Annotated in this window: 23 protein-coding genes, 1 tRNA gene and 1 pseudogene; 6 read left to right on the plus strand and 19 right to left on the minus strand. The window is 67.9% G+C overall.

The genetic code is table 11. From position 1 onward, the window contains the following. Positions 1 to 293: 293 nt before the first annotated feature. Positions 294 to 1,112: an arylamine N-acetyltransferase gene (locus tag QE360_RS04430; RefSeq protein WP_309699603.1), complete on the minus strand. Its 819-nt coding sequence runs from the start codon at positions 1,110 to 1,112 to the stop codon at positions 294 to 296. Positions 1,113 to 1,219: 107 nt separating this feature from the next. Here QE360_RS04430 and QE360_RS04435 point away from each other — a divergent pair, with 107 nt between their 5' ends. After that, positions 1,220 to 2,155, plus strand: a complete 936-nt coding sequence (locus QE360_RS04435) for an L-threonylcarbamoyladenylate synthase (protein ID WP_309699605.1) — start codon at positions 1,220 to 1,222, stop codon at positions 2,153 to 2,155. 232 nt (positions 2,156 to 2,387) lie between these two features. Here QE360_RS04435 and msrA read toward each other — a convergent pair whose 3' ends face one another. Beyond that, complete coding sequence (gene msrA, locus QE360_RS04440; RefSeq protein WP_309691905.1) at positions 2,388 to 2,927, minus strand: peptide-methionine (S)-S-oxide reductase MsrA; 540 nt, start codon at positions 2,925 to 2,927, stop codon at positions 2,388 to 2,390. A 77-nt stretch (positions 2,928 to 3,004) separates the two neighbouring features. Here msrA and galE point away from each other — a divergent pair, with 77 nt between their 5' ends. Both galE and QE360_RS04450 read left to right on the plus strand, forming a co-directional pair. Next, positions 3,005 to 4,012: a UDP-glucose 4-epimerase GalE gene (galE, locus tag QE360_RS04445; protein ID WP_309699607.1), complete on the plus strand. Its 1,008-nt coding sequence runs from the start codon at positions 3,005 to 3,007 to the stop codon at positions 4,010 to 4,012. A gap of 5 nt (positions 4,013 to 4,017) precedes the next feature. Further along, positions 4,018 to 4,869, plus strand: a complete 852-nt coding sequence (locus tag QE360_RS04450; RefSeq protein ID WP_309699609.1) for a CoA ester lyase — start codon at positions 4,018 to 4,020, stop codon at positions 4,867 to 4,869. Here the strand turns inward: QE360_RS04450 and QE360_RS04455 are convergent. Beyond that, positions 4,846 to 5,487, minus strand: coding sequence for a phosphatase PAP2 family protein (locus QE360_RS04455; protein WP_309699612.1), 642 nt, complete (start codon positions 5,485 to 5,487; stop codon positions 4,846 to 4,848). The two genes, QE360_RS04450 and QE360_RS04455, sit on opposite strands and share 24 nt — an antisense overlap. 286 nt (positions 5,488 to 5,773) lie before the next feature. Between QE360_RS04455 and QE360_RS04460 the strand changes: the two genes are divergently transcribed. Further along, positions 5,774 to 5,905 (plus strand): hypothetical protein, encoded by a 132-nt coding sequence (locus tag QE360_RS04460; protein WP_309691896.1) that lies wholly within the window; start codon positions 5,774 to 5,776, stop codon positions 5,903 to 5,905. A gap of 146 nt (positions 5,906 to 6,051) precedes the next feature. Here QE360_RS04460 and QE360_RS04465 read toward each other — a convergent pair whose 3' ends face one another. The 4 genes from QE360_RS04465 to folK form a co-directional block, all read right to left on the minus strand. Beyond that, the gene (locus QE360_RS04465; RefSeq protein ID WP_309699614.1) at positions 6,052 to 7,146 is read right to left on the minus strand and encodes a glycosyltransferase; all 1,095 of its coding nucleotides are present in this window, start codon (positions 7,144 to 7,146) and stop codon (positions 6,052 to 6,054) included. Continuing rightward, complete coding sequence (locus QE360_RS04470; protein ID WP_309699616.1) at positions 7,143 to 9,695, minus strand: DegT/DnrJ/EryC1/StrS family aminotransferase; 2,553 nt, start codon at positions 9,693 to 9,695, stop codon at positions 7,143 to 7,145. The genes QE360_RS04465 and QE360_RS04470 overlap by 4 nt, the downstream gene beginning before the upstream one ends. A 114-nt stretch (positions 9,696 to 9,809) precedes the next feature. Further along, positions 9,810 to 9,885, minus strand: a tRNA-Lys gene (locus QE360_RS04475). A gap of 20 nt (positions 9,886 to 9,905) precedes the next feature. Further along, the gene (gene folK, locus QE360_RS04480) at positions 9,906 to 10,382 is read right to left on the minus strand and encodes a 2-amino-4-hydroxy-6-hydroxymethyldihydropteridine diphosphokinase (protein ID WP_309699618.1); all 477 of its coding nucleotides are present in this window, start codon (positions 10,380 to 10,382) and stop codon (positions 9,906 to 9,908) included. Between the two features lie 22 nt (positions 10,383 to 10,404). On the opposite strand from folK, the gene QE360_RS04485 reads away from it, so the two are divergent. Continuing rightward, entirely contained in the window at positions 10,405 to 11,079 is a 675-nt protein-coding gene (locus QE360_RS04485; RefSeq protein ID WP_309699620.1) for a uracil-DNA glycosylase, read from the plus strand. A gap of 40 nt (positions 11,080 to 11,119) precedes the next feature. Here QE360_RS04485 and aguB read toward each other — a convergent pair whose 3' ends face one another. The 7 genes from aguB to QE360_RS04520 form a co-directional block, all read right to left on the minus strand. Next, entirely contained in the window at positions 11,120 to 11,968 is an 849-nt protein-coding gene (aguB, locus tag QE360_RS04490) for an N-carbamoylputrescine amidase (RefSeq protein WP_307102357.1), read from the minus strand. Positions 11,969 to 11,987: 19 nt separating this feature from the next. Further along, positions 11,988 to 12,878, minus strand: coding sequence for a hypothetical protein (locus QE360_RS04495; protein ID WP_309699621.1), 891 nt, complete (start codon positions 12,876 to 12,878; stop codon positions 11,988 to 11,990). Between the two features lie 277 nt (positions 12,879 to 13,155). Continuing rightward, positions 13,156 to 14,127, minus strand: a complete 972-nt coding sequence (locus QE360_RS04500) for an agmatine deiminase family protein (protein ID WP_309704057.1) — start codon at positions 14,125 to 14,127, stop codon at positions 13,156 to 13,158. A gap of 11 nt (positions 14,128 to 14,138) precedes the next feature. Then, a complete protein-coding gene (locus QE360_RS04505) occupies positions 14,139 to 15,770 on the minus strand; it encodes a M28 family peptidase (RefSeq protein ID WP_309699623.1) in 1,632 nt (543 codons plus the stop codon). A 75-nt stretch (positions 15,771 to 15,845) separates the two neighbouring features. Further along, complete coding sequence (locus tag QE360_RS04510) at positions 15,846 to 16,313, minus strand: GNAT family N-acetyltransferase (RefSeq protein WP_309699625.1); 468 nt, start codon at positions 16,311 to 16,313, stop codon at positions 15,846 to 15,848. Between the two features lie 199 nt (positions 16,314 to 16,512). Beyond that, complete coding sequence (gene rpsD, locus QE360_RS04515) at positions 16,513 to 17,127, minus strand: 30S ribosomal protein S4 (protein WP_183950038.1); 615 nt, start codon at positions 17,125 to 17,127, stop codon at positions 16,513 to 16,515. Positions 17,128 to 17,287: 160 nt separating this feature from the next. Beyond that, entirely contained in the window at positions 17,288 to 17,512 is a 225-nt protein-coding gene (locus tag QE360_RS04520; protein WP_307102349.1) for a hypothetical protein, read from the minus strand. A gap of 102 nt (positions 17,513 to 17,614) precedes the next feature. On the opposite strand from QE360_RS04520, the gene QE360_RS04525 reads away from it, so the two are divergent. Continuing rightward, positions 17,615 to 17,923 (plus strand): chorismate mutase, encoded by a 309-nt coding sequence (locus QE360_RS04525; protein WP_307102347.1) that lies wholly within the window; start codon positions 17,615 to 17,617, stop codon positions 17,921 to 17,923. 134 nt (positions 17,924 to 18,057) lie between these two features. Here QE360_RS04525 and QE360_RS04530 read toward each other — a convergent pair. The 5 genes and pseudogenes from QE360_RS04530 to rpiB all read right to left on the minus strand — a co-directional run bounded on the left by QE360_RS04530 (position 18,058) and on the right by rpiB (position 21,717). Continuing rightward, positions 18,058 to 19,106 (minus strand): annotated as a pseudogene (locus tag QE360_RS04530) (TrmH family RNA methyltransferase). A 177-nt stretch (positions 19,107 to 19,283) separates the two neighbouring features. After that, positions 19,284 to 19,751: a transcriptional regulator NrdR gene (nrdR, locus tag QE360_RS04540; protein WP_307102340.1), complete on the minus strand. Its 468-nt coding sequence runs from the start codon at positions 19,749 to 19,751 to the stop codon at positions 19,284 to 19,286. After that, the gene (locus tag QE360_RS04545) at positions 19,752 to 19,943 is read right to left on the minus strand and encodes a hypothetical protein (RefSeq protein WP_309699633.1); all 192 of its coding nucleotides are present in this window, start codon (positions 19,941 to 19,943) and stop codon (positions 19,752 to 19,754) included. A gap of 12 nt (positions 19,944 to 19,955) precedes the next feature. Next, a complete protein-coding gene (glyA, locus tag QE360_RS04550; protein WP_309699635.1) occupies positions 19,956 to 21,254 on the minus strand; it encodes a serine hydroxymethyltransferase in 1,299 nt (432 codons plus the stop codon). A 19-nt stretch (positions 21,255 to 21,273) separates the two neighbouring features. Beyond that, positions 21,274 to 21,717, minus strand: a complete 444-nt coding sequence (rpiB, locus tag QE360_RS04555) for a ribose 5-phosphate isomerase B (RefSeq protein WP_309699636.1) — start codon at positions 21,715 to 21,717, stop codon at positions 21,274 to 21,276. Positions 21,718 to 21,785: the final 68 nt, after the last annotated feature.

The raw sequence follows: 21,785 nt of genomic DNA on the forward strand, positions 1-21,785 counted from the left end.
TTTAAGGGTCGACTCATTTGTAATTCCCCCGCATTCATTTGGAGGGATAGGGAACAAAGGTAAAATGCCCCTTAAATGGGCAAGATTTTCTGCCCAAAATGGCGAATTATTGGCCGCGCCTGTGCGATGTCCTGGAAAGCCGCCATTTCGTCGGCATCAGATGACGTGGCGCGCACGGGAAAACCCGTCCGGGCGAGCATCCGCCGGACGGCATTTCGGTGGAGATCGATCGGGCGCGTCCGCGAATCGCACCGCCACCGGGCGACGGCGCGATTCGCTGACGGGGTTCGGGATTATTCGGCGAACAGGGTCGCGGTTTCGTCGGCGGTCAGGTCGATGCCGAACATCAGGCTCATCCGCATCCGATAGACGCGCGGATCGGTGATCGTCCCTTCCGTCACCTCCTGCCCGACACAGCGGCGATAATGCCGGCCGGTCAGCGTCGCAAAGCCGCGCGGCAGGATGATGCTGACGATATTGGCCAGGCGGAACCGGCTCTCTTCATAGGTCGAGGTCCAGTGGTTGCCCATCGCCAGATCGGCATCCCAGACATGGTCGGTGGTGAAGCTGTATTGCGGCTCCCACCCCTCGCCCATCGAGCGGCCGTCGGTGTTGCCCGGATGCCCGTCGCGCAGCAGCATCCAGCCATGCTGGACGTCACGGGCCAGCCGAAAGCGCGCGCCGTCGGGGCCCTCCGCCTCCGCTCCGTCGATCAAAGGCATCGGTGGCGAATAGCTGCCCCCGAAGCCCGCATCGGCGATCCAGTCCTGGCCGTCGATATGGACGAGGCTGAACGTATGGGTGGTCGGCGGCACGTCGGTCGCGCGCAGCCAGACCCGCGCCAGCAGCGGCCGCGCGGCAAAGCCATGCGCCGCCAGCACGTCGAGGAGCAGCCGGTTCTGCTCGAAACAATATCCGCCGCGCCGGGCCCCGACCAGCTTGGCGAAGACGCTGGCACTGTCGATCGCGATCGGACGACCGAGGCGGACGTCGAGATTCTCGAATGGGATGGCCAGCCGGTGCGCGCGCTGCAACCGCGCCAGCCCTTCGGCATCGACGGTCACGCGCGAGGGAAGGGCGATGCGGGCGAGATAGGAATCGAGGTCGAACATGGCCCAGCAGATAGGATGCCGGACCGCGATTGTCGAAGGGGCGCGCGAATGGCCCTGCCCCGCCCCCTTATCGCGCACGTCCCGACAGGATATAGGCCGCGTCAGCCATGACCTTTCCCGACCACGACCCGACCCTGCCCTTCGGCCCTTCCGCGATCCGTGCCGCCGCCGCGGTGATCGCGGCGGGCGGGATCGTCGCGGTGCCGACCGAGACGGTCTATGGCCTCGCCGCCGACGCGACCGACGCGGCGGCGGTGGCGCGTATCTATGCGGCCAAGGGGCGGCCGTCCTTCAACCCGCTGATCGTCCATGTCGCCGATCTGGCGGCGGCGCAGGCGCTGGCCGCGTTCGATGCCGAGGCGCTGGCGCTGGCCGAGGCCTTCTGGCCCGGCCCGCTGACGCTGGTGCGCCCGGTCCGGGCGGGGTCGGGCATCGCCTCGCTGGTGACGGCGGGGCTGGACACGGTGGCGATCCGGGTGCCGCGCCACCGCGCGATGCAGGCGCTGCTGGCGGAGAGCGGCCGTCCGCTCGCCGCCCCCTCGGCCAATGCCAGCGGCGGGATCAGCCCGACCCGCGCCGCCCATGTCCGCGCCAGCCTGGGGCCGGACGTACCCATTCTGGACGACGGCGCGACCGAGGCGGGGCTGGAATCGACGATCGTCGCGGGCCGCACCATCCTGCGCCCCGGTCCGGTCACGGCGGCGATGCTGGCGGGCATGCTGGGCACGGTCGAACAGGGGCCGGACACTCCCGCAATCGTCACCGCGCCGGGGCAGCTTGCCAGCCATTATGCCCCGCGCAAGGCGCTGCGGCTGAACGCCACGGCAGCGGATGCGGACGAATGGCTGATCGGCTTCGGCGCGGTCGCGGGACACGACACGCTGTCGGCGAGCGGCGATACGGTCGAGGCCGCCGCTCGGCTGTTCGACGCCCTCCACCGCGCCGATGCGAGCGACCACGCCCGCCTGGCGGTCGCCCCGATCCCGGCGGACGGGATCGGCGAGGCGATCAACGACCGGCTGCGGCGCGCGGCGACGCGATAGTGTTTGCGGCGAGGCCCTGGATTTCGCTCAGCGCGAAGGAAAAACCCTCCCTCCGTTCAGCCTGAGCGAAGTCGAAGGCCAAGGGATCAACCGACACCACAAGGGCATTTTTGGCAAAGGTCCGGGGCGTGGCCTTCGACTACGCTCAGGCTGAGCGGGAGGATGGGATCGCTCCAATGCTCCGTTCACGCTGAGCGAAATCGAAGCGTACGCCCCGACCTCGCCCCGGAATTTACGCCGTCACCGCCTTCGACCGCGCGGCGAAGCTCTTGCGCAGTTTCTGGAGCTTGGGCGGGATCACCGCCATGCAATAGGGGTTGGACCGTCCCGAGGTTTCCCAATAATCCTGGTGATAATCCTCCGCCGGATACCATTCGGCCATCGGCTCGATCGTGGTGACGATCGGCTTGTCGCTGCCGTCCTGCGCGCGCGCCTTCGCCGCCACCATCGCGGCCTCCTGCGCCTCGTCGGCCGGGAACATCGCCGAGCGATATTGCGTGCCGACGTCATTGCCCTGGCGGTTCAGCTGCGTCGGGTCATGCGTCGCGAAATAGATGTCGAGCAGATCGTCCAGCGCCAGCTGCTCGGGGTCGAAACCGATACGGATCGCCTCGGCATGGCCGGTATCGCCGCCGCACACCTGCTTGTAGGTCGGGTTGGGCACGGTCCCGCCGATATAGCCGCTCTCGACCGACTCGACCCCGATCACGTCCTTGAACACCGCCTCGGTGCACCAGAAACATCCGCCGGCCAGCGTCACATATTCGGTCACTCGGAATCTCCTTGTCGTCTTGTGTGCCTAGATAGGAAGGCGCTAGGCGACGACAATCCAAGGCTTTGGGACAAAAGATGATGGCGACGATCGACGGCAAGGTGATGGTGACCGGCGGCGCCGGCTATATCGGCAGCCATGCCGTGCTGGCGCTGCTGGATGCGGGCTATGAGGTCGTCGTGCTCGACAATCTCGTCACCGGCTTCGACTGGGCGGTCGATCCGCGTGCCTCGCTGGTGGTCGCCAATGTCGCCGACGACGAAGCGGTGCGCACCGCGATCCGCGAGCATGGCGTGCGCGCGATCATGCACTTCGCCGGATCGGTCGTCGTCCCTGAGTCGGTCAGCGACCCGCTCAAATATTACCGCAACAACACCGCCGCCAGCCGTTCGCTGATCGAAAGCGCGGTGGCCGAGGGCGTGGCCCACTTCATCTTCTCCTCGACTGCCGCCACCTATGGCACGCCCGAACGCGTGCCGATCAAGGAGAGCGATCCCAAGGCGCCGATCAATCCCTATGGCATGTCCAAGCTGATGACCGAGATCATGCTGAAGGACGTCGCCGCCGCGCATCCGATCAACTATTGCGCGCTGCGATATTTCAACGTGGCGGGGGCCGATCCGCAGGGCCGCTCGGGCCAGTCGACGGTCGGCGCGACCCATCTCATCAAGATCGCGGTCGAGGCGGCGATCGGCAAGCGTGAGGCGGTCGGCGTCTATGGCACCGACTTCGCGACCCGCGACGGCACCGGCGTGCGCGACTATATCCATGTCTCCGACCTCGCCGCCGCGCATGTCGCCGCGCTGGAGCTGCTGGTCGCGCAGCCGGGCGAGAGCCACACGCTCAACTGCGGCTATGGTCGCGGCTTCTCGGTCCTCGAAGTGCTCGACGCGGTCGACCGGGTGACGAACCTGACCATCGAGCGCCGGATGGAGGGCCGCCGCGCGGGCGATCCTGCGGAGCTGGTCGCCGACAACAGCGCGATCCTGGCGGCGCTGCCCTGGCGCCCGCAGCGCGACGACCTCGACGGCATCGTCCGCGACGCGCTGGCCTGGGAGCGCAAGCTGGCCGAAATGGGCCGCTGACGCCGATGCGGCTGCGTTCGCTCCTGTTCGTGCCGGGCGACCAGCCCAGCCTGATGGCCAAGGCGCTGCGGACGGAGGCGGACGCGCTGATCATCGATCTGGAGGATTCGGTCGCGACCCAGGCCAAACCGGCGGCGCGCGAGGCGGTCGCCCGGTTCCTGTCCGCCCCGCGCGAGACGGACAAGGCGATCTTCGTCCGGATCAACCCGGTCGACGGACCGCTGGCCGCCGACGATCTCGCCATCATCCTGCCCACGAGTCCCGACGGCCTCGTCCTGCCCAAGGCGGAGGGGCTGGCCAGCCTGGACGCGCTGGCGGCGCTGGGGGTGGCGGACATCCCCGTCCTGCCCCCCATCCTGCCCATCGCCACCGAGACCCCGGCGGCGATCTTCCGGCTGGGCGACTATGCGCGCGCGCGCCTGCCGCTCGCCGGGTTGACCTGGGGCGCGGAGGATCTGCCCGCCGCAATCGGCGCCACGACCGCGCGCCAGGCCGATGGCGGCTATACCGCCCCCTATCAGCTGGCCCGTTCGCTGACCCTGTTCGGGGCGCATGCGGCGGGCGTCGCGGCGATCGAGACGGTCTATCCCGATTTCGGCGACGCGGAGGGGCTGGCCGATTATGCCGCGCGCGGGCGGCGCGACGGCTTTACCGGCATGATGGCGATCCATCCCCGGCAGGTGCCGGTGATCAACGCCGCCTTCACCCCGACGCCGGAAGAAGTGATCCGGGCGCAGGCGATCGTCGACCTGTTCGCGGCGAATCCCGGCGCGGGGGTGCTCCAGCTGGACGGCAAGATGCTCGATGCGCCGCACCTGAAGGCGGCGCAGCGGCTATTGGCGCGCGCCGCGCCATGACTCGCGGGCGGCGGCGGTCGCCCACCACCAGCCCAGCGCCCAGAGCGTTCCGAAACACCATCCGGCGGCCACGTCGGACGGCCAGTGCACGCCCAGATAGACGCGGCTGACCCCGATCATCCCGACCAGCAGCACCGCCAGGATCACGATCATGTGGCGCACCCGCCGCTCCTGCGTCACCTGCGTCGCGAGCGCGGCCAGCGTCAGATAGACCATCGCGCTGCCCGCCGCATGGCCGCTGGGAAAGCTGGCATTGGACACGTCGACCCAGTGCGGCACCAGATCGGGCCGCGCCCGCGCGACGATCGTCTTGACCAGGGTCACCGCCATGCCCCCGCTGATCCCCGCCGCCGCCGTGGCGATCGCGGTCAGCCACAGCCGACGCGCGGCCAGCAGCGATACGGCCCCCGCCATGATGAGGATCAGCACCGGCACGCTGCCCAACGCGGTGACATCGACCGCCGCCCGCATCAGCGCGCGCGACTGGCCGTGCGCGCGCAGCCCGGTCAGAATCGCCCGGTCCCAGGCAAAGGGCCAATGATCGATCAGCAGGCCCAGAATCAGCAGAAGCGCCAGCGCCGTTGCGCCCGCGGCGGCGCCACGCAAGGCCAGCGGCATGGTCGAGGGTCGAACACCGGGTTCGCTCAATACGGACGCGGGATGCATATCGGGGACGGGGTTCGGGTCTGTCATACGAGGGTGCTGATCGTGCCATCTCCCTGGCAAGGCAAGGGGAAATGCCCGATTTCCGGGCCTGGCGAGGCCAAGGCGCGCATTTCCCCCTTCCCTTTTTCCTGAACGGAGAATTTATCAATCAGGCTGATTTGAAAAATGGGTTTGCTTCTCGGCGAATTTTGTCGCAGAAATGTCTCATACCGGCAGGCAGACCGGTCGGAGAGGACCGATGACCATGAACGATAACGCCATTTCGCCCGTCGACCGTTTGCTGATCCTGGCCTTCGGTGCGATGGCTAGCTGGGTCGCCGTTGGCGGCGTCGCGCTGGGCGCCTCGCGACTGGTTCATCATCTTTTCTGATTTTTCCGGGGCTTGCGGATCGACAAGCCCGGCTCCCAAGACGCATTGATTGCCATCCCCCGCGCAGCCCCCTCTGCGCGGGCTTTTGTTTGGGCCGTCCGCAAGCGGCCCTTCCCGATCCCGAAGCGCGACGTCGGCGAGGCGAATCACCCCTTGGGCGATTCGTTTTCGACGGTGGATGAGTCCGATTCCGGGCGGATGCGACGCAGCTGCCGCACCGCGCCGATCGCGCGCCAGCGCAACAGATCGTCCAGCCCCGCATAGCCCAGCCCCAGATGCGGCGGCCGCGCGCTCAGCACATCGCCGAGCGTCACGCGGCCCGAGCGTAACGCGGCGCGCGCCAGTTGCCGCCATCGCCGCGCGGTTTCCCAACGGATCAGCGCGAGGGATTCGTCGCGCGGCGCGACCTCGGCGACGAAGGCCGCCTGCAATCCGGCGATCGCCCGTCCCAGCCGCCGGAACGTCGCCCCGTCCGCGACCGGCAGGCCGCCCATATTGTGCCGGACCAGCAGCCGCGCGACCGCCTCGGCCTCCGCGCCCAGATGCCGCCGATGCGCCTCGGCCAGGACCCGCGTCGCGCTGTCCCGCATCGTGTCGGTGAAGCGCTTGGACACGCCCCCGGCATGCTGGCGATAGATCAGCAGCGGCTCGTCCAGCCGCGCGATCCGGCCGAATCGGCGGATGCGATGATACAGGTCGAAATCCTCGGCATAGAGGATGTCGGGCCGCGTGAACGGATCGAGCCGCCGCGCGACCTCGGCACGGACCATCACCGTCGACCAGACCAGCGGATTCTCGATCCAGCTCAGCCAGGCTATCAGATCGGGGGTGGTGTGCGGCGCATAATTCATGGGCAGGATCCGCCCCTCGACCCATTGCTCCGCCTGCGCCCCCACCAGCACGACATCGGGATTCGCCTCCAGATAGGCGACCTGCCGCGCCAGCCTTTCGGGACGGCAGAGATCGTCCTGGTCCAGCCCCGCCAGATAGCGCCCCCGCGCTTCGGCAAAGCCGCGATTGCGCGTCCGCACCGGGCCGCCATTCACCGCATTCTCGATCAGGCGGACACGCGGATCGCGCCAGTGGCGCACCAGCGCGCGGGTGTCGTCGGACGAACAATCGTCGACGACCAGCGCCTCCCACCGGGTCATCGTCTGGGTTTCCAGGCTGGCCAGGGTCTCACCGATCAGCGCCGCGCCGTTATAGGCAGGAATGACGACGCTGACGATCGGATCGCTCATGCCGCCGCCGCACCCGATTGCGCATCGCCCTGCCCCAGCACCTGATCGACGATCATCCGGCCGACATCGTTCTGCCACAGCCACAGCCCGTTGGCCTGCCCCCGGAAGCTCTTCTCTCCCCCCAGCGGCCCCCAGGGCACGAAACCGGCGGACAGGCCGATGCCATAGGCGCCCTGCACCGGCCGATCCTGCGCATCGAGGATATGGCAATGGCGGTCGACCATCGGCCGCCCCTCCTCATGCGCCAAAGCGATGGCCACCCCATCGGCGTCGAACAGCGGCAACGCGCGCGGGCGATAACCGAGCGCCCCGATCACCAGATCGGCCGCGCCGACGATGGCGCGCGCGTGCAGGTCCGCCTCTCCCGCGATCCGGTGAAGCGCCAGCCGCGGATCGGGCGTGCGCCCGCCAAGCGCCAGCATCCGCAGGACCAGTTCGCGCGACTCCAGCCGCAACCCGGCAAGGCGCAGCACGAAGCCGCTGACCGGGCAGATGTCGTCCGGGGTGAAATCGGTGAACCCCTCGGCATGGGCGGCCTCGACCGTCGGGAAGAAGGGCTTGGGTGGCGTCCGGGCGAGCAGGGTGATCGCCTCCGCTCCGAAGGGCAGATCATGGCATTTGAGCAGTTGCACGGCGCAGGCGATCGCGCTGGTCGATGCGCCGATGATCGCGACGCGCGGCGCGCGGACACCCGCCAGCCGCTCCCGCACCCGGTCGATCCCGTCATGCCGCAGCAGCGTGTCGGATCGCATCAGCCGCTCCCCCGCCATGTCGCCCAGCCGCACGCCCGCCACCATCGTGTCGGCGATCTGTTCGTCGTTCTGGTATCCCCCCGTGGCAATGACGATATGCCGCGAGGTGAGGGTGCGGACGCCATCGGGACCGTTCAGGGTGGTGCGCCACCCGCCATCCGGCAAGCGGTCCGCGCGCAATGCCTCGGTCGCGGTCAGGACCGCCCCGCCATGATCCATGACGATCCCGCGCAGCCGCTGCGCCGTCGCCTCCAGCAGCGGCGCGGTATCGCGGAGCGGCGCGCCCAGCGCCCCGCAATAGCCCGCCATCACCTGCCCCGCCGGATGCGCCTCCAGCGCGGCCAGTTCGGGATGTGGATTGCCCTTCACCGCCGACAGGAAGGTCTCGGCGGTGGTGTCCGAGCGGATGGCATAGCCGCCCAGCTCGCCCGCGCCGATCCGGTTCGACCGCTCGACCAGGACCAGTCCCTGCCGGGCCAGCGGCACGAGTTGTCCCGTCTTGCTCGCCGCGATCAGGATCGCGGTCCCCGCCGGACCGCCCCCCACCACCAGGCAACCACAGGCCCGGTCGCGGTCCGGCGCGGGCGCGGGCTCGCCCCCGGCGGCGATGCGCGCGACCACCGCCTTCAGCCGCTCGGCGACGATCCCGGCATCGCCCGGCTTCATCCCGTCCGTGATCGGCAGGCTCAACATCCGCGCCGACAGCGCATCCGCCACTGGGGTCGGCTGGATCAGCGCGGTGTCGCGGAACAGCGGCTGCTCGCCGAGATGCGGGCTGAAATAATGGCCCGCCCCGACGCCGTCCGCCGCCAGGGCGGCGATCACCGCATCGCGGCGCCCGGCAATCGCTGGCGGCAACAGCACCGGCATGAACTGCGTCGCCTGCCGCCGCCCCCGCTCCGCCTGAAAGCCATAGCCGGGCAGGCTGTCGCGATATTCGCGGTCCAGATCCGCGCGCGCGGCGCAGACGGCGTCGATCTCCGCCAGTTTCGCGCGCGCCATCAGGGCCAGTATCTCGGGCATCTTGGCGTTGATGCCGGGCAGCGTCGCGACCCGCCCGCGCTCGAAACCGAAATTCACCATCGCGCGCAACTGGTCGATGCGGTCGCCATCGCCGCTATAGACCAGCCCGCCCTCCCCGACCGAAAAGGTCTTGGTCGCGTGCATCGAATAGACCAGCGTGAAGGGCGCGCCCGTGCCGAACCCCTGCCCCCGTTCGTCCAGCGTGCCCAGCGAGGCCGCCGCATCGACGACCACCCCCACGCCATGGCGCCTGGCCAACCAGGCGTAGCGATCCAGGTCGATGTCCGTGCCGAACGTGGCATAGGGCACGATCGCCCCGATCCGGTCGCCATGGCGCGCGAGCATCCGCTCCTCCTCGCCCGGGTCGGCCGTCCAGCTTTGCGGATCGACATCGACGATCAACGGAGTCAGCCCCGCCCAGATCGCCGCCTGCGCGGTCGCGGCAAAGGTCATGGCGGGCATCATCGCCAGCATGCCGGGCTTCGGCGTCATGCCTGCCGCCTGCCGGATGGCGATCATCAGCCCCAGCGTCGCATTGCCCACCGCCAGCGCCGCCCCCCGGCCGTCGAAGAGCCGGTCCACCATCTCCCCCTCGAGCGCGCGGACTTCGGGGCCGTTGTTGCTGAACTGCCCGGACGCCTCGATCCGCTTCAGCCCGTCCAGATGTTCGGACAGCCGGGGCGGTCGGGGGGCGATCAGCGGAAAATCCATGCGGCGCTCGTCCTGTTCGGCGCGCCAGCATCCTACGTCATTGGCGCCGCTACGGATTACCATGGGGCAGCCCCTGCCGCCATGACCCCATCGCGCCACGCGTATCAGGCGGGGACTTGCGGGGCGCTTATGCCACCCGCCGATCGGGAAAGGTCCGCAATGTCTTGAAACACCCCGTGGTGGGTCCGCCGGGACTCGAACCCGGGACCTCTCGATTAAAAGTCGCTTGCTCTACCAACTGAGCTACGGACCCTCCATCGGGGTGGAAGCGACCTAGGGGCGCGGACGCCTGCGGTCAACACCATGTCGCAAATGTCTCACCCGGCGGCCGTCGCGCGGATCGCGCCAGTCCGCGGCGATGGCGGCCAGCGGGTGCAGCACGAAGGCGCGTGCAGCATAGGCGATGTGCGGGACGACCAGCCCCGGCGACCGCCAGGCCCCGCCCGACCACAGGATGATGTCGAGGTCGATCACCCGCGTCCCCCAGCGCTGCCCGCGCCGCCGCCCGAAGGCGCGCTCGATCGCCTTCAGTCGCGCCAGCATCGCGGGCGGATCGAGCGGGCTGTCGACCAGCGCGGCGGCATTGGCGAAGGCCCGGATCGACGGGCCGACCGGCGCGGTGACGATGATCGGCGACACCGCGCGAACGCCGCCCAGTTCGGCCAGCGCCGCGCGGATCTCGGCGCGCGGCGAGCCATGCCGCCCCGGACGGTTGGAACCCAGCGCGATGGCATAGCTTGTCGTCGTCATGCCCGACGACTACCCGAGCGCGATGTCCGATGCATCCTTTCCCGCCATCCCCGCACCGCTCGTGCCCGTCCAGCCGCCCCATGACTGCCCGCTATGCCCCCGCCTGGTCGAAGTCCGCCACGCGGTCGCGGCCGAATATCCCGGCTGGTGGAACGGCCCCGTGCCGCCCTTCGGCGATGCCGATCCCTGGCTGGCGATCGTCGGCCTGGCCCCCGGCAAGCATGGCGCGCATCGCACCGGCCGCCCCTTTACCGGCGATGGCGCCGGGCCGCTGCTCTATGGCACGCTCGCCCGGTTCGGGCTGGCCGAGGGCAATTTCGACGCGCGGGTCGATGACGACCTGACACTGAACGGCGCGGTGATCCTGAACGCGGTCAAGTGCCTGCCGCCCGAGAACAAGCCGACGCCCGACGAAATCCGCACCTGCCGCACCTTCCTGGAGCACGAACTCGCCGCGCTGCCCCGGCTGTCGGTCGTCATCGCACTGGGCGAGATCGCGCACCGATCGGTCATCAAGGCGCTGGGCGGGCGCCTGCCCAAGGCGCGGTTCGCGCATCTGGCCGAGCACCGCCTGCCCGGCGGCGGGCCGGTGGTGCTGGATAGCTATCACTGCTCCCGCTACAACCAGAATACCGGGCGACTGACCCCCGCCATGTTCGAGGCGGTGTTCGAACGGGCGCTGGCCTTGCGGGGATGATCCCCCTCCTCCCCAAGCGCGCCTGGGGAGGAACAAGACGTCAGATATCCTGGACCAGCCGCCCGTACAGCTCGGGACGGCGGTCGCGGAAGAAGCCGAACGCCGCGCGGTGGCGCTTCACCCGGTCGATGTCGAGCGTGGCGACGATCACGCCCTCTTCCTCCCGGTCCAGCTCGGCCAGGATGTCGCCGCGCTCGTCGCAGATGAAGCTGGTGCCGTAGAAGGTCTGGCCATGCTCGCAGCCGACCCGGTTGGCTGCGACGATCGGCACGACGTTCGACACCGCATGGCCGACCATCGCCCGCCGCCACAGCCGGGCGGTGTCGAGGCTATCGTCATGCGGCTCGCTGCCGATCGCGGTGGGGTAGAACAGGATCTCCGCGCCCATCAGCATCATCGCGCGCGCCGTCTCAGGGTACCATTGGTCCCAGCAGATGCCGACGCCCAGCTTGGTCGCGGGGCCGTCCCACACCTTGAACCCGGTATTGCCGGGGCGGAAATAGAATTTCTCCTCATAGCCCGGACCGTCCGGGATATGGCTCTTGCGATAGACGCCCGCGACCTGCCCGTCGGGATTGATCATCGCCAGCGAGTTATAGTGATGCGGGCCGTCCGCCTCGAAGAAGCTGGTCGGGATATGGACCTTCAGCTCGGAGGCCAGCGCCTGCATCGCGCGCACCGCCTTGTGCTCGGCGGTCGGCTTGGCGTTGGCGAACAGCCCCTCGTCCTCGACACGGCAGAAATATTCGCCCTCGAACAATTCGGGCGGCAGGATCACCTGCGCCCCCTGGGCCGCCGCCTCGCGGACGAGGCGCGACACCTCTGCGATGTTGCGGTCGATATCGGCGGTGAAGGCCAGTTGCAGCGCGGCGACGGTGATCTGGGTCATGGCCACGCCCTTTAATGGCTCAGGACCGGCCCGTCACCCGCCGAGTGACCAGCCGGGCGCGCAATTCGTCGAGGAAGCGACCGGGCTCGTCGAGCCGCAAGGCGATCGCTTGAACCGGCGCGCCATGCCAGGGCGAACGGGGCGGCAGCGGCGTTTCGAGCCGGAGCATCAGGTTAGGCCAGGCAAGCAACGCCACGTCCCAGCTGCCCGGAGCCCGCACCGTTTCGCCATCGGGATTCGCCGTGACTTCGGCGATCGCTTCATAGGGGATTATCCGGTCGATCAGAATCCCGGCGCGAATCCGTACCCCCGTCGGGGTCAGCAACACAGGTGCCAGCCGCAGCGACTTGATGAGGCCGACCAGATAGAGAAGCGACACGTCGCTGATCGCGAACAGGATCCACGCCAGCGTCCGGTTCCAATGCGCGATGAGCAGGTGCGTGACCCCGATCTCGACGCAGGATAGCAGCAGCAGCGCGATCATCATCGGCTGGAGATAGCGGTGATAGGCAAAGCCGATCGTCCCCGGCGGCACGTCGGGTGCGCCGTTCCAGCGAAACAGGGCCAGATGCAGCAGCCTCGCCTCGGCCATGGCGAAGCGCGCGAGTGGCGGGGGTAGAATTTCGCCAAGCAATGCGCCCCAGCGATCGGGATCACGCGCATCCCAATGTCGCACCCGCTCCGCCACGCGCCACAGGCCCCAGCCGCCATGAAGGCCGATCGCGACCACCGGCACCGCCAGCGCCCAGGGCATGTCGACCAGGGCGGCGCGGATCGGCACCGGCGACAGGGAAAGGACCGCCGAACCCGCCATCGCCATGGCAGCAATGCCCGCGCGCCAGCCGGGACGGCGATGGCGGGCGATCAGGCCGAGCATCATCGCGTCGGAAGCGATCCACAGGAACAGCAATGCCGCCGCATGGGGATGGGCCAGTGCGATCGGCAGGCGGAGCAGGGGCCGCCGCCGCCATGATAACGAGGGGAGGGACGATGGCCGACCAGACGGAACGACCGGGCGTGGCAGTCGAGCGGACGATCATCATGGCGCATCCCCCTTCTATCATGGGAGGAGTAGCACCTTATGCGAGGGGCCGCATCCCTGATCCCCCTCCGCCGGAAGCGCTACACAGCAAAAAGGCCCGCGCTCCCCTCTGGAAGCGCGGGCCCTTTGTCGGCCGCGATTCGGATCAGCGCGCCGGGATCTGCTGCGAGATGCAGTGGAAGCTGCCGCCGCCGGTCAGGATCGCGTCGGCGCGCAGGCCGACGACCTGGTGGTCGGGGAAGATCGCCTGGATCGCCGCAACGCCCGCATCGTCATTCTCGCTGCCATAGATTGGCACGACGACCGCCGCATTGCCGATATAGAAGTTCATATAGCTGGCGGGCACCACCTCTTCGTCGCGCAGCACGCGGCCGGGCGACGGGATGGTCACGACCTCCAGCCTGGCCGCCTCGGCGGTCCGCTTGGCGGCGGCATAGACCTGCCAGTTGGGGTCGTTCTCGGCGGCCTCGGGCATGGCGACCCGGTTCGGGCCGACGAAGCGCGCCAGATTGTCGACATGGCCGTCGGTATGGTCGTTGAGCAGGCCGTCGCCCAGCCAGACGATCCGCGTCAGCCCCAGGTCGCGCGCCAGCCGGTCGGCGATCGCCGCCTCGCTCAGCTCGGGATTGCGATTGGGGTTGAGCAGGCACTGGCGCGTGGTGACGACCAGGCCGGTGCCGTCGCCATCGATCGCGCCGCCTTCCAGCACCCAGTCGCACACCGTCGCCGCGATACCGCGATCCTCGGCCAGCCGCGCGCCGACCGTATCGTCGCCGGGCAGGTCGTATTTGCCGCCCCAGCCGTTGAACTGGAACAGCCGCGCCGATCCGTCGCCGGTGACGATCGGGCCGGTGTCGCGCAGCCAGATATCGCCGAAGGGCTGGACGATCACCTCCGCCGCATCGCCCGCCATGGCCCGCGCGGCGTCGGCCGCCTCGCCGTCTGCGGCGACCAGGATCACCCGCTCGCCCCGGCCATCGGCATGGACGGCGCGGGCAAAGGCCAGCACCTCCTCGCGCGCAGGCTCCAGATCCTCCTGCCACAGCTCGGGATGGCTGGGAAAGCCGATCCACACGGCGTCATGCGGGGCCCATTCGGGCGGCGGGGGCGTGGTCACGGTCTGCGTGGTCACTGGACGTTCTTCCTGCTTTGATCGCGAATGGCGCGAAATTCGGCGGTGGGATACCAGTTGGGCCACAGGCCCGGCCGGTCGGCCAGCGTCCTGCCCAATTGATAATAGACCGTCAAATCCTCGACCGCGCCCGACCAATCCCAGCGGGGATCATATTCGTCGGCGGGCTTGTGATAGCGGTTGGCGACATAATCCTCGGTCGCCTTCTTTCCCGCGGCGATACCGCCCATCACCTTGTCCTGCCCCGACCCGCCGTCGAGCATCGGCACGCCCAGCTTGGCGAAGGAGAAATGGTCGGAGCGGTAATAGCTGCCGCGCTCGGGATTGGCTTCCTCGCCGATATAGCGGCCCTGCCGGCCGACAAAGCCCTTGGCCAGATCCTCGATCTCGGACTTGCCCTTGCCGACCAGCACGAAGTCCTTCGAGCGGCCCGTCACGTTCAGCCCGTCCATGTTCACGCCCCCCACGGTCCGCGCCAGCGGGAACACGGGATGCTGTGCGTAATAGCCCGAGCCGAGCAGCCCGCTTTCCTCCGCCGTCACCGCCAGGAACGCGATCGATCGCTTGGCAGGCCCCGCCTTTGCTTGCGCCTCGGCCAGCGCGACCAGCCCGGCGATGCCCGTGGCATTGTCGAGCGCGCCGTTGCAAATATCGTCGCCGTCCACCGCGTCGCAGCGGCCCAGATGGTCCCAATGCGCCGAATAGAGGACGTAATCGCCCGGCTCGGTGGTGCCGGGCAGGACGCCGATCACATTCTTGGATGCCTGGCGCCGGATCGTGTTGGTAAAGCCGCCCGACAGGGTCAGGCCCAGCGGCACCGCCTTGAACCCCTTTTGCTGCGCCGCCTTGGTCAGCGTGGCGAGGTCCTTGCCCGCCGCCTTCAGGATGCGCTCGGCCACGGGCTGCTGGATCCAGCCGATCACCTGGCTCTGGTCCCTATGATCCCCCGCCTCGTCCAGCTCCAGCTGCGGCCCGGTCCAGGAGGACTGGACCACCGCCCAGGGGTAAGCGGCGGGTTCGGTCTGGTGCACGATCAGCGCGGCGGCGGCGCCGTGCTTCGCGGCATTCTCGAACTTATAGGGCCAGCGACCATACCAGGTCATCGCGCGGCCCTCGAACGGCCCTTCGCGCCCCATGGTCTGCCAGTCGGCATCGTTGATTAGGATGACCACCGTCTTGCCGCGCACATCCACCCCGGCATAATCGTCCCAGCCCTTTTCGGGCGCGGTGATGCCATAGCCGACAAAGACCATCTCGCTGTCCTTCACGTCGATCCGGGGCGTGACGCGATAGGTCCCCGCCACCATGTCGGTGCGATAGGCCAGCGAAATGGGCTGCCCCTTGCCCGCCACCGTGAAGGGCTGGACGTCGGTCGCGGTGATCTCGACCATCGGCACGTCCTGGGTCCAGCTGCCCTTGTTGCCGGGCTTCAGCCCGGCCTTTTGGAAACGGTCGATGATATAGGCGACGGTCTTGTCCTCGGCGGGCGTGGTCGGCGCGCGGCCTTCATATTCGTCGGAGGACAGGACCTGCGTCACGGTCTTGAGCGTGTCGACCGAAATGGCGGGCCGTTCCTGCGCGATGGCGGTGCCCGAAAGCAGGAGGGACAATAGGACCAGACGACGCATGATGTGCTTTCCCCTTGTGTTTGGGGAGGTTGTGCCGGGCGGCGTCGCCGAGGGCAAGCATGCCGGCGTTTGTCCTCAATCCAGCGTCAGTCCCAGAAACGCCGTTCCGGGCAAGGGATTATAGGATACCGCGTCGGCTGCAACGAAGCCGAACTCGGCATAGAGTTTTTGCGCCTGAGTAAATTCAGCCAGCACATCGAGACGGATTTCCGAATAGCCCGCGCCCCGCGCCTCTTCGATCAACCGCTCGACCAGCCTATGGCCCAGCCTCTCGCCACGCGCTCTGGGACGAACGTAAAGCCGCTTCATCTCGGCGATGGCGGGGGTCACGCGACGAAAGGCGATGCAACCATCGATCGCGCCGCCCCGCTCGGCGAGCAAGACGCATCCTGCCGGACGGGCATATTTGCCGGGGAGCAGGGCAAACTCGGCCTCATTGTTCTGATGATCCAGACTGACGCTGGGGCTTGCGACGAACTCTCGCCAAATGTCCACAACGGCCATCATATCGTCCGGAAAGCGGGCAGTCCGTATGATCGTCATGACGGGTAGTCTTCAGGGGAATCTTGGCACCACGACGACGAAAAGCGGGCAGATCATGACGGAATCGAAACGCCTCATAACCCCGTCCCTTCGAACGAGCGGAGCATGGAGACGCCCGGCATCCTCCGCCACGCGACGCCGAAACGAAAAAAGGCGGCCCCGAAGGACCGCCTCTTCGCATTCGGTAAGACCCGAAAACTTAGCGCGAATAGAATTCGACGACCAGGTTCGGCTCCATCTTCACCGGATAGGGCACCTCGTCCAGGGTCGGGATGCGGGTCAGCGCGACCTTGGTGTTGCCGTCGGCGGTGACGTAATCGGGCACTTCACGCTCGGCGAGCTGCTGCGCTTCCATGACCAGCGCCATTTCGGTCGCCTTCGAACCCAGCGAGATTTCGTCGCCGACGAAGCAGCGACGCGACGCGACGTTGCACTTCACGCCGTTGACGCGGATGTGGCCGTGGCTGACCAGCTGGCGCGCGGCGAAGATCGTCGGCGCGAACTTGGCGCGGTACACGATCATGTCCAGACGCTGCTCGAGCAGGCCGATCAGGTTCTGCGAGGTGTCGCCCTTCATGCGGGCGGCTTCCTGGTAGCAGGCCTTGAACTGCTTCTCGGTCACGTCGCCATAGTAGCCCTTCAGCTTCTGCTTGGCACGCAGCTGCAGACCGAAGTCCGACATCTTGCCCTTGCGACGCTGACCGTGCTGGCCGGGGCCATATTCACGCTTGTTGACGGGGCTCTTGGGGCGGCCCCAGATGTTCTCGCCCATACGGCGATCGAGCTTGTACTTCGCGCTCTGACGCTTCGACATCTTAAATCCTTGGCAATTACGAACGACGTTGGTCCCGGTATCGCACCATGCAAGCCTTTATGGGGACAAGCGCAGGCCCACCGCTTCACCGGGATGCGGGGGCAATTGCGAAGGGGCGCGCCTAACCGAGACGCACCCCGGAGTCAAGCGAAGCGGCGGATCAGCGGCCGTTGGCGGTGCTCAGCCGTCCGGCGGTGCTTTCCACATCGTTGCGGGCATTGGCAGCGATCTCGTCCCATTCCGCCTGGGTCTTGCAGATCCGCTTGCTGGCGAGGCGCGAGCCGGTGGTTTCCTGCGCGCGGCAGATCTTCTTTTCCTTCACCGGTGCGGGGGTGGGTTCGGCCTGTTGGCCGGAAAGCGCAAGCAGCAGCAAGGTGGTCAGCATCGTCCTATCTCCCAATTGGAACGAAGCCCCAGCCTATCCCGCGCCAGTCCCGACCCGCAAGCCGGACTGGACAGCGCGAACGCCGCCCGGCAGAGCTTGGCCATGACCCAGATTCTCGCCGGACCCGATTGCACCACCATGGCGGAGGTTCGCGCGGGCGTCGACCAGCTCGACCGCGAGCTGGTGGCGCTGCTTGCGCGCCGCTTCGGCTATATGGACGCCGCCGCGCGGATCAAGCCGAGCCGCGACCGCGTGCGCGACGAGGATCGCAAGACCCAGGTGATCGAACAGGCGCGCGCCGAGGCCGAACGGCTGGGCCTGCCCGGCGCCGTGATCGCCGAGATGTGGGACGTTCTGGTCGAAGGGTCGATCGCCTATGAACTGGCGACCTTCGACCGGACTCGGGGGTAAGGCGGCCCCACCTCCGTTCGGCCTGAGCGTAGTCGAAGGCCAAGGGCCATCCCCCGCCAAGCGGCCCCCGTGGCGGAGATCACGGTGTGGCCTTCGACTACGCTCAGGCTGAACGGAGTTTGGACGCGCGGTCTTTACCGCTCGCGCGGGCGGGCCAGCGTCGACAGCACGCCGCGCAGGGTGCGGATTTCCTGGCTCGACCAGCCGGGCTTGGTCAGCAGGGTGCGCAGCGTCCGCTTGGTGGCGGGCGTCCGGTCGGGCGGGAAGAAATAGCCCGCGCCGTCCAGCATCTCCTCCAACTGGCCGATCATGCCGTCCAGCTCGAATTGCGGCGCGACCTCGGGCAGTTCGACCTCGGGCGGCTGGGCCAGCTCGACGCCCTTCGACCATTCATAGGCGATCAGGATCACCGCCTGGGCCAGGTTCAGGCTGCCGAATTCGGGGTTGATCGGCACGGTGACGATCTTGCGCGCGATCGCCACGTCGTCGGTCTCCAGCCCCGATCGCTCGGGCCCGAAAAGGAAGGCCGCCCGGCCGGTCGTGTCGGCATGGATTTCGCGCGCCGCCTCTTCCGGGGTCACGACCGGCTTGGTGACGCCGCGCTTGCGCACGGTGGTGGCATAGACCTGCGCACAGTCGGCGACCGCATCGGCGACGCTCTCATAGACCTTGGCCTGTTCCAGCACGCTGTCCGCGCCCGAGGCGGCGGGCCCCGCCTGCGGATTGGGCCAGCCGTCGCGCGGGGTGACGAGGCGCATCTCGACCAGCCCGAAATTGAGCATGGCACGCGCGGCCTTGCCGATATTCTCGCCCAGCTGCGGGCGGACCAGGACGATGACGGGGGGCTGGGATTTGTTCACGTTCACTCTTCCGTTCGCCCTGAGCGAAGTCGAAGGGCACGTTCCGCGCGCGGTATCGCGGCTTCTTTCAGCGCCGTCCAGTCCGATGCGATTAACGCGGCCTTCTTGGTGCGGGACCAGCCCTTGATCTGGTGCTCGGCGGTGAGGGCTTCGTGGCGGGTGGGGAAGTCCTGCGACCAAGCCAATTCCACCGGGCGGCGGGTTTGGGTGTAGCAGGGGAGTTCGCCGGTCTGATGTTGGGCGATGCGGTGTTCGAGGTTTTCGGTGTGGCCGGTGTAGAAGCTGCCGTCGGAGCAGCGGAGGATGTAGCAGTAGAAGGCCATTCACTTTCCCCGAAAGCGAGCACCGCAAGGCTATCGCTTTCGGGATTTGGGGCAAGGGAATTCCCTTGGGCTTCGACTTCGCTCAGCCTGAACGGCTGCCTTGTTAAAGCCAGATAACTCCTAACCTCCGTTCAGGCTGAGCGAAGTCGAAGCCCACGCCCCGCCCTCACCAAAACCTCACTCCCCCTTCGGCGCCACTTCCTCAACCGTCCCGGCAAACGCCTCGAAATCCTTGGCCTCGCCGAACTCGCGATACACGCTGGCGAAGCGGATATAGGCCACCGAATCCAGGCGCTTCAGCCCTTCCATCACCATCTCGCCGATCCGCTTGGACGATACCTCGCCCTCGCCGCTGGTCTCCAGCTGGCGCTGGATGCCGGACACCAGCTTTTCCACCCGCACCGGGTCGATCGGGCGCTTGCGGGTCGCGATGGCGATGGAGCGGAGCAGCTTTTCGCGGTCGAACGGCTCGCGCCGCTCTTCGCTCTTCATCACGGTCAATTCGCGCAGCTGGATGCGCTCGAACGTGGTGAAGCGCGCGCCGCAGCCCTCGCACTGGCGGCGGCGGCGGATCGCCGCCCCATCTTCGGTGGGGCGGCTGTCCTTTACCTGACTGTCTTCATGGCCGCAAAAGGGGCAGCGCATTCAGGCCTTCTTCTTTGCCTTGAAATAGGCGTAACCGGCACCCGCCGCCGCGCCGAGGACCGGACCGACGAACGGCACCGGGATCGCGACCACGGCGCCGAGCGCGCCCCATTTCGCCATGCTCTTGCCGAGGCCGGGGGTCGACTTGATGTCGTTCTGCACCTCGGAAAACTTCTCGTCGAACTTGGCCATGCGTTTACGTCCTTATCCCTGATAGATCGGAAAGCGTGCGCAAAGCTCACGCACACGAGCACGAACGTTCGCCTCAACCTCGGGGTCCCCATGCTCGCCCTTGGCCTTCAGACCGTCGAGCACATCGGCGACCATATGGCCGATCTGCTCGAACTCCGCCGGGCCGAAACCGCGCGTGGTGCCCGCGGGCGAGCCGACGCGGATGCCGCTGGTCTTCATCGGCGGCAGCGGGTCGTTGGGGATGCCGTTCTTGTTGCAGGTGATGCCCGCGCGCTCCAGCGCCTCGTCGGCGTCGCGGCCGGTGATGCCCAGCGGGGTCAGGTCGACCAGCGCCAGATGCGTGTCGGTGCCGCCCGCGACCAGGTTCGCGCCGCGCGCCTTCAGCGTCGCCGCCAGCACGCGGGCATTCTCCACGACCGCCGCGATATAGGTCTTGAACTCCGGCTGGAGCGCTTCGCCGAACGCGACCGCCTTGGCGGCGATGACGTGCATCAGCGGGCCGCCCTGAAGGCCGGGGAAGACCGCCGAGTTGATCTTCTTGGCGATCGCCTCGTCATTGGTCATGATCATGCCGCCGCGAGGGCCCCGCAGCGTCTTGTGCGTGGTGGTGGTCACGACATGCGCATGGCCGAACGGGGTCGGGTGCAGGCCGCCCGCGACGATGCCCGCAAAGTGCGCCATGTCGACCATGAAGTACGCGCCGACCTCATCCGCAATCGCGCGGAACTTGGCGAAGTCGATGACGCGGGGATAGGCCGATCCGCCCGCGATGATGATCTTGGGCTGGCACTCGCGCGCGATGCGGGCGACCTCGTCATAGTCGATCAGGTGCGTCTCGGGGTCGACGCCGTATTGGACCGCGTTGAACCACTTGCCCGACAGCGCCGCCTTGGCACCGTGGGTCAGGTGGCCACCGGCGTCGAGCGACAGGCCCATGATCGTGTCGCCGGGCTTGGCCAGCGCCAGCATCACCGCGCCGTTCGCCTGCGCGCCCGAATGCGGCTGCACGTTGACGAAGTCGCAGCCGAAGATCTGCTTGGCGCGGTCGATCGCCAGCTGCTCGACCTCGTCGGACGGCGCGCAGCCCTGATAATAGCGCTTGCCCGGATAGCCCTCGGCGTACTTGTTGGTGAAGACCGAGCCTTGCGCTTCCATCACCGCCTTGGAGACGATGTTCTCGCTGGCGATCAGCTCGATCTGGGTCTGCTCGCGCTCCAGCTCGTGCGACACACCGGCGAAGACGGCGGGGTCGGCATCGGCCAGGGTGCGGGTGAAGAAGCCGGCGGGCTGGACGTCGTTAAGCGTGCTCATTGCGGATATCCTTGGGCGTTCAATTCTGGGCGGATGCGGCGGACAGCATGTCGACGCGGCGCTGATGACGTCCGCCCTCGAACGGGGTGGACAGGAAGGCGGTCAGGCAGGCCTTGGCCATTTCCTCGCCGATGACGCGCGCGCCCATGGCGATGGCGTTGGCGTCGTTATGCTGGCGGGCGAGCGCGGCGGACAGCGGCTCGGAGACGAGCGCGCAGCGGCAGGCGGGATGGCGGTTGGCGGCGATCGAGATGCCGATGCCCGAGCCGCACAGCGCCACGCCGCGCTCGGCGCGACCATCGGCCAGGGCCTCGGCCACCGCATGGCCGAAATCGGGATAATCGACGCTCGCCGTGCCGTCGGTGCCCAGGTCGAGCACCTCATGCCCCTGTTCGCGCAGCCAGTCCGCCAGCACGGTCTTCAACGAGACGGCGGCATGATCGGATGCGATCGCGATGCGCATGGGACGGGCGCTCCTGACGGGGTAGGAATGGAATGAGCGCGCCTTTACGCGCGCACGGGGCGGATGGC

Origin of the sequence: Sphingomonas sp. SORGH_AS_0789, assembly GCF_031453055.1 — a bacterium.
Classification (GTDB): domain Bacteria; phylum Pseudomonadota; class Alphaproteobacteria; order Sphingomonadales; family Sphingomonadaceae; genus Sphingomonas.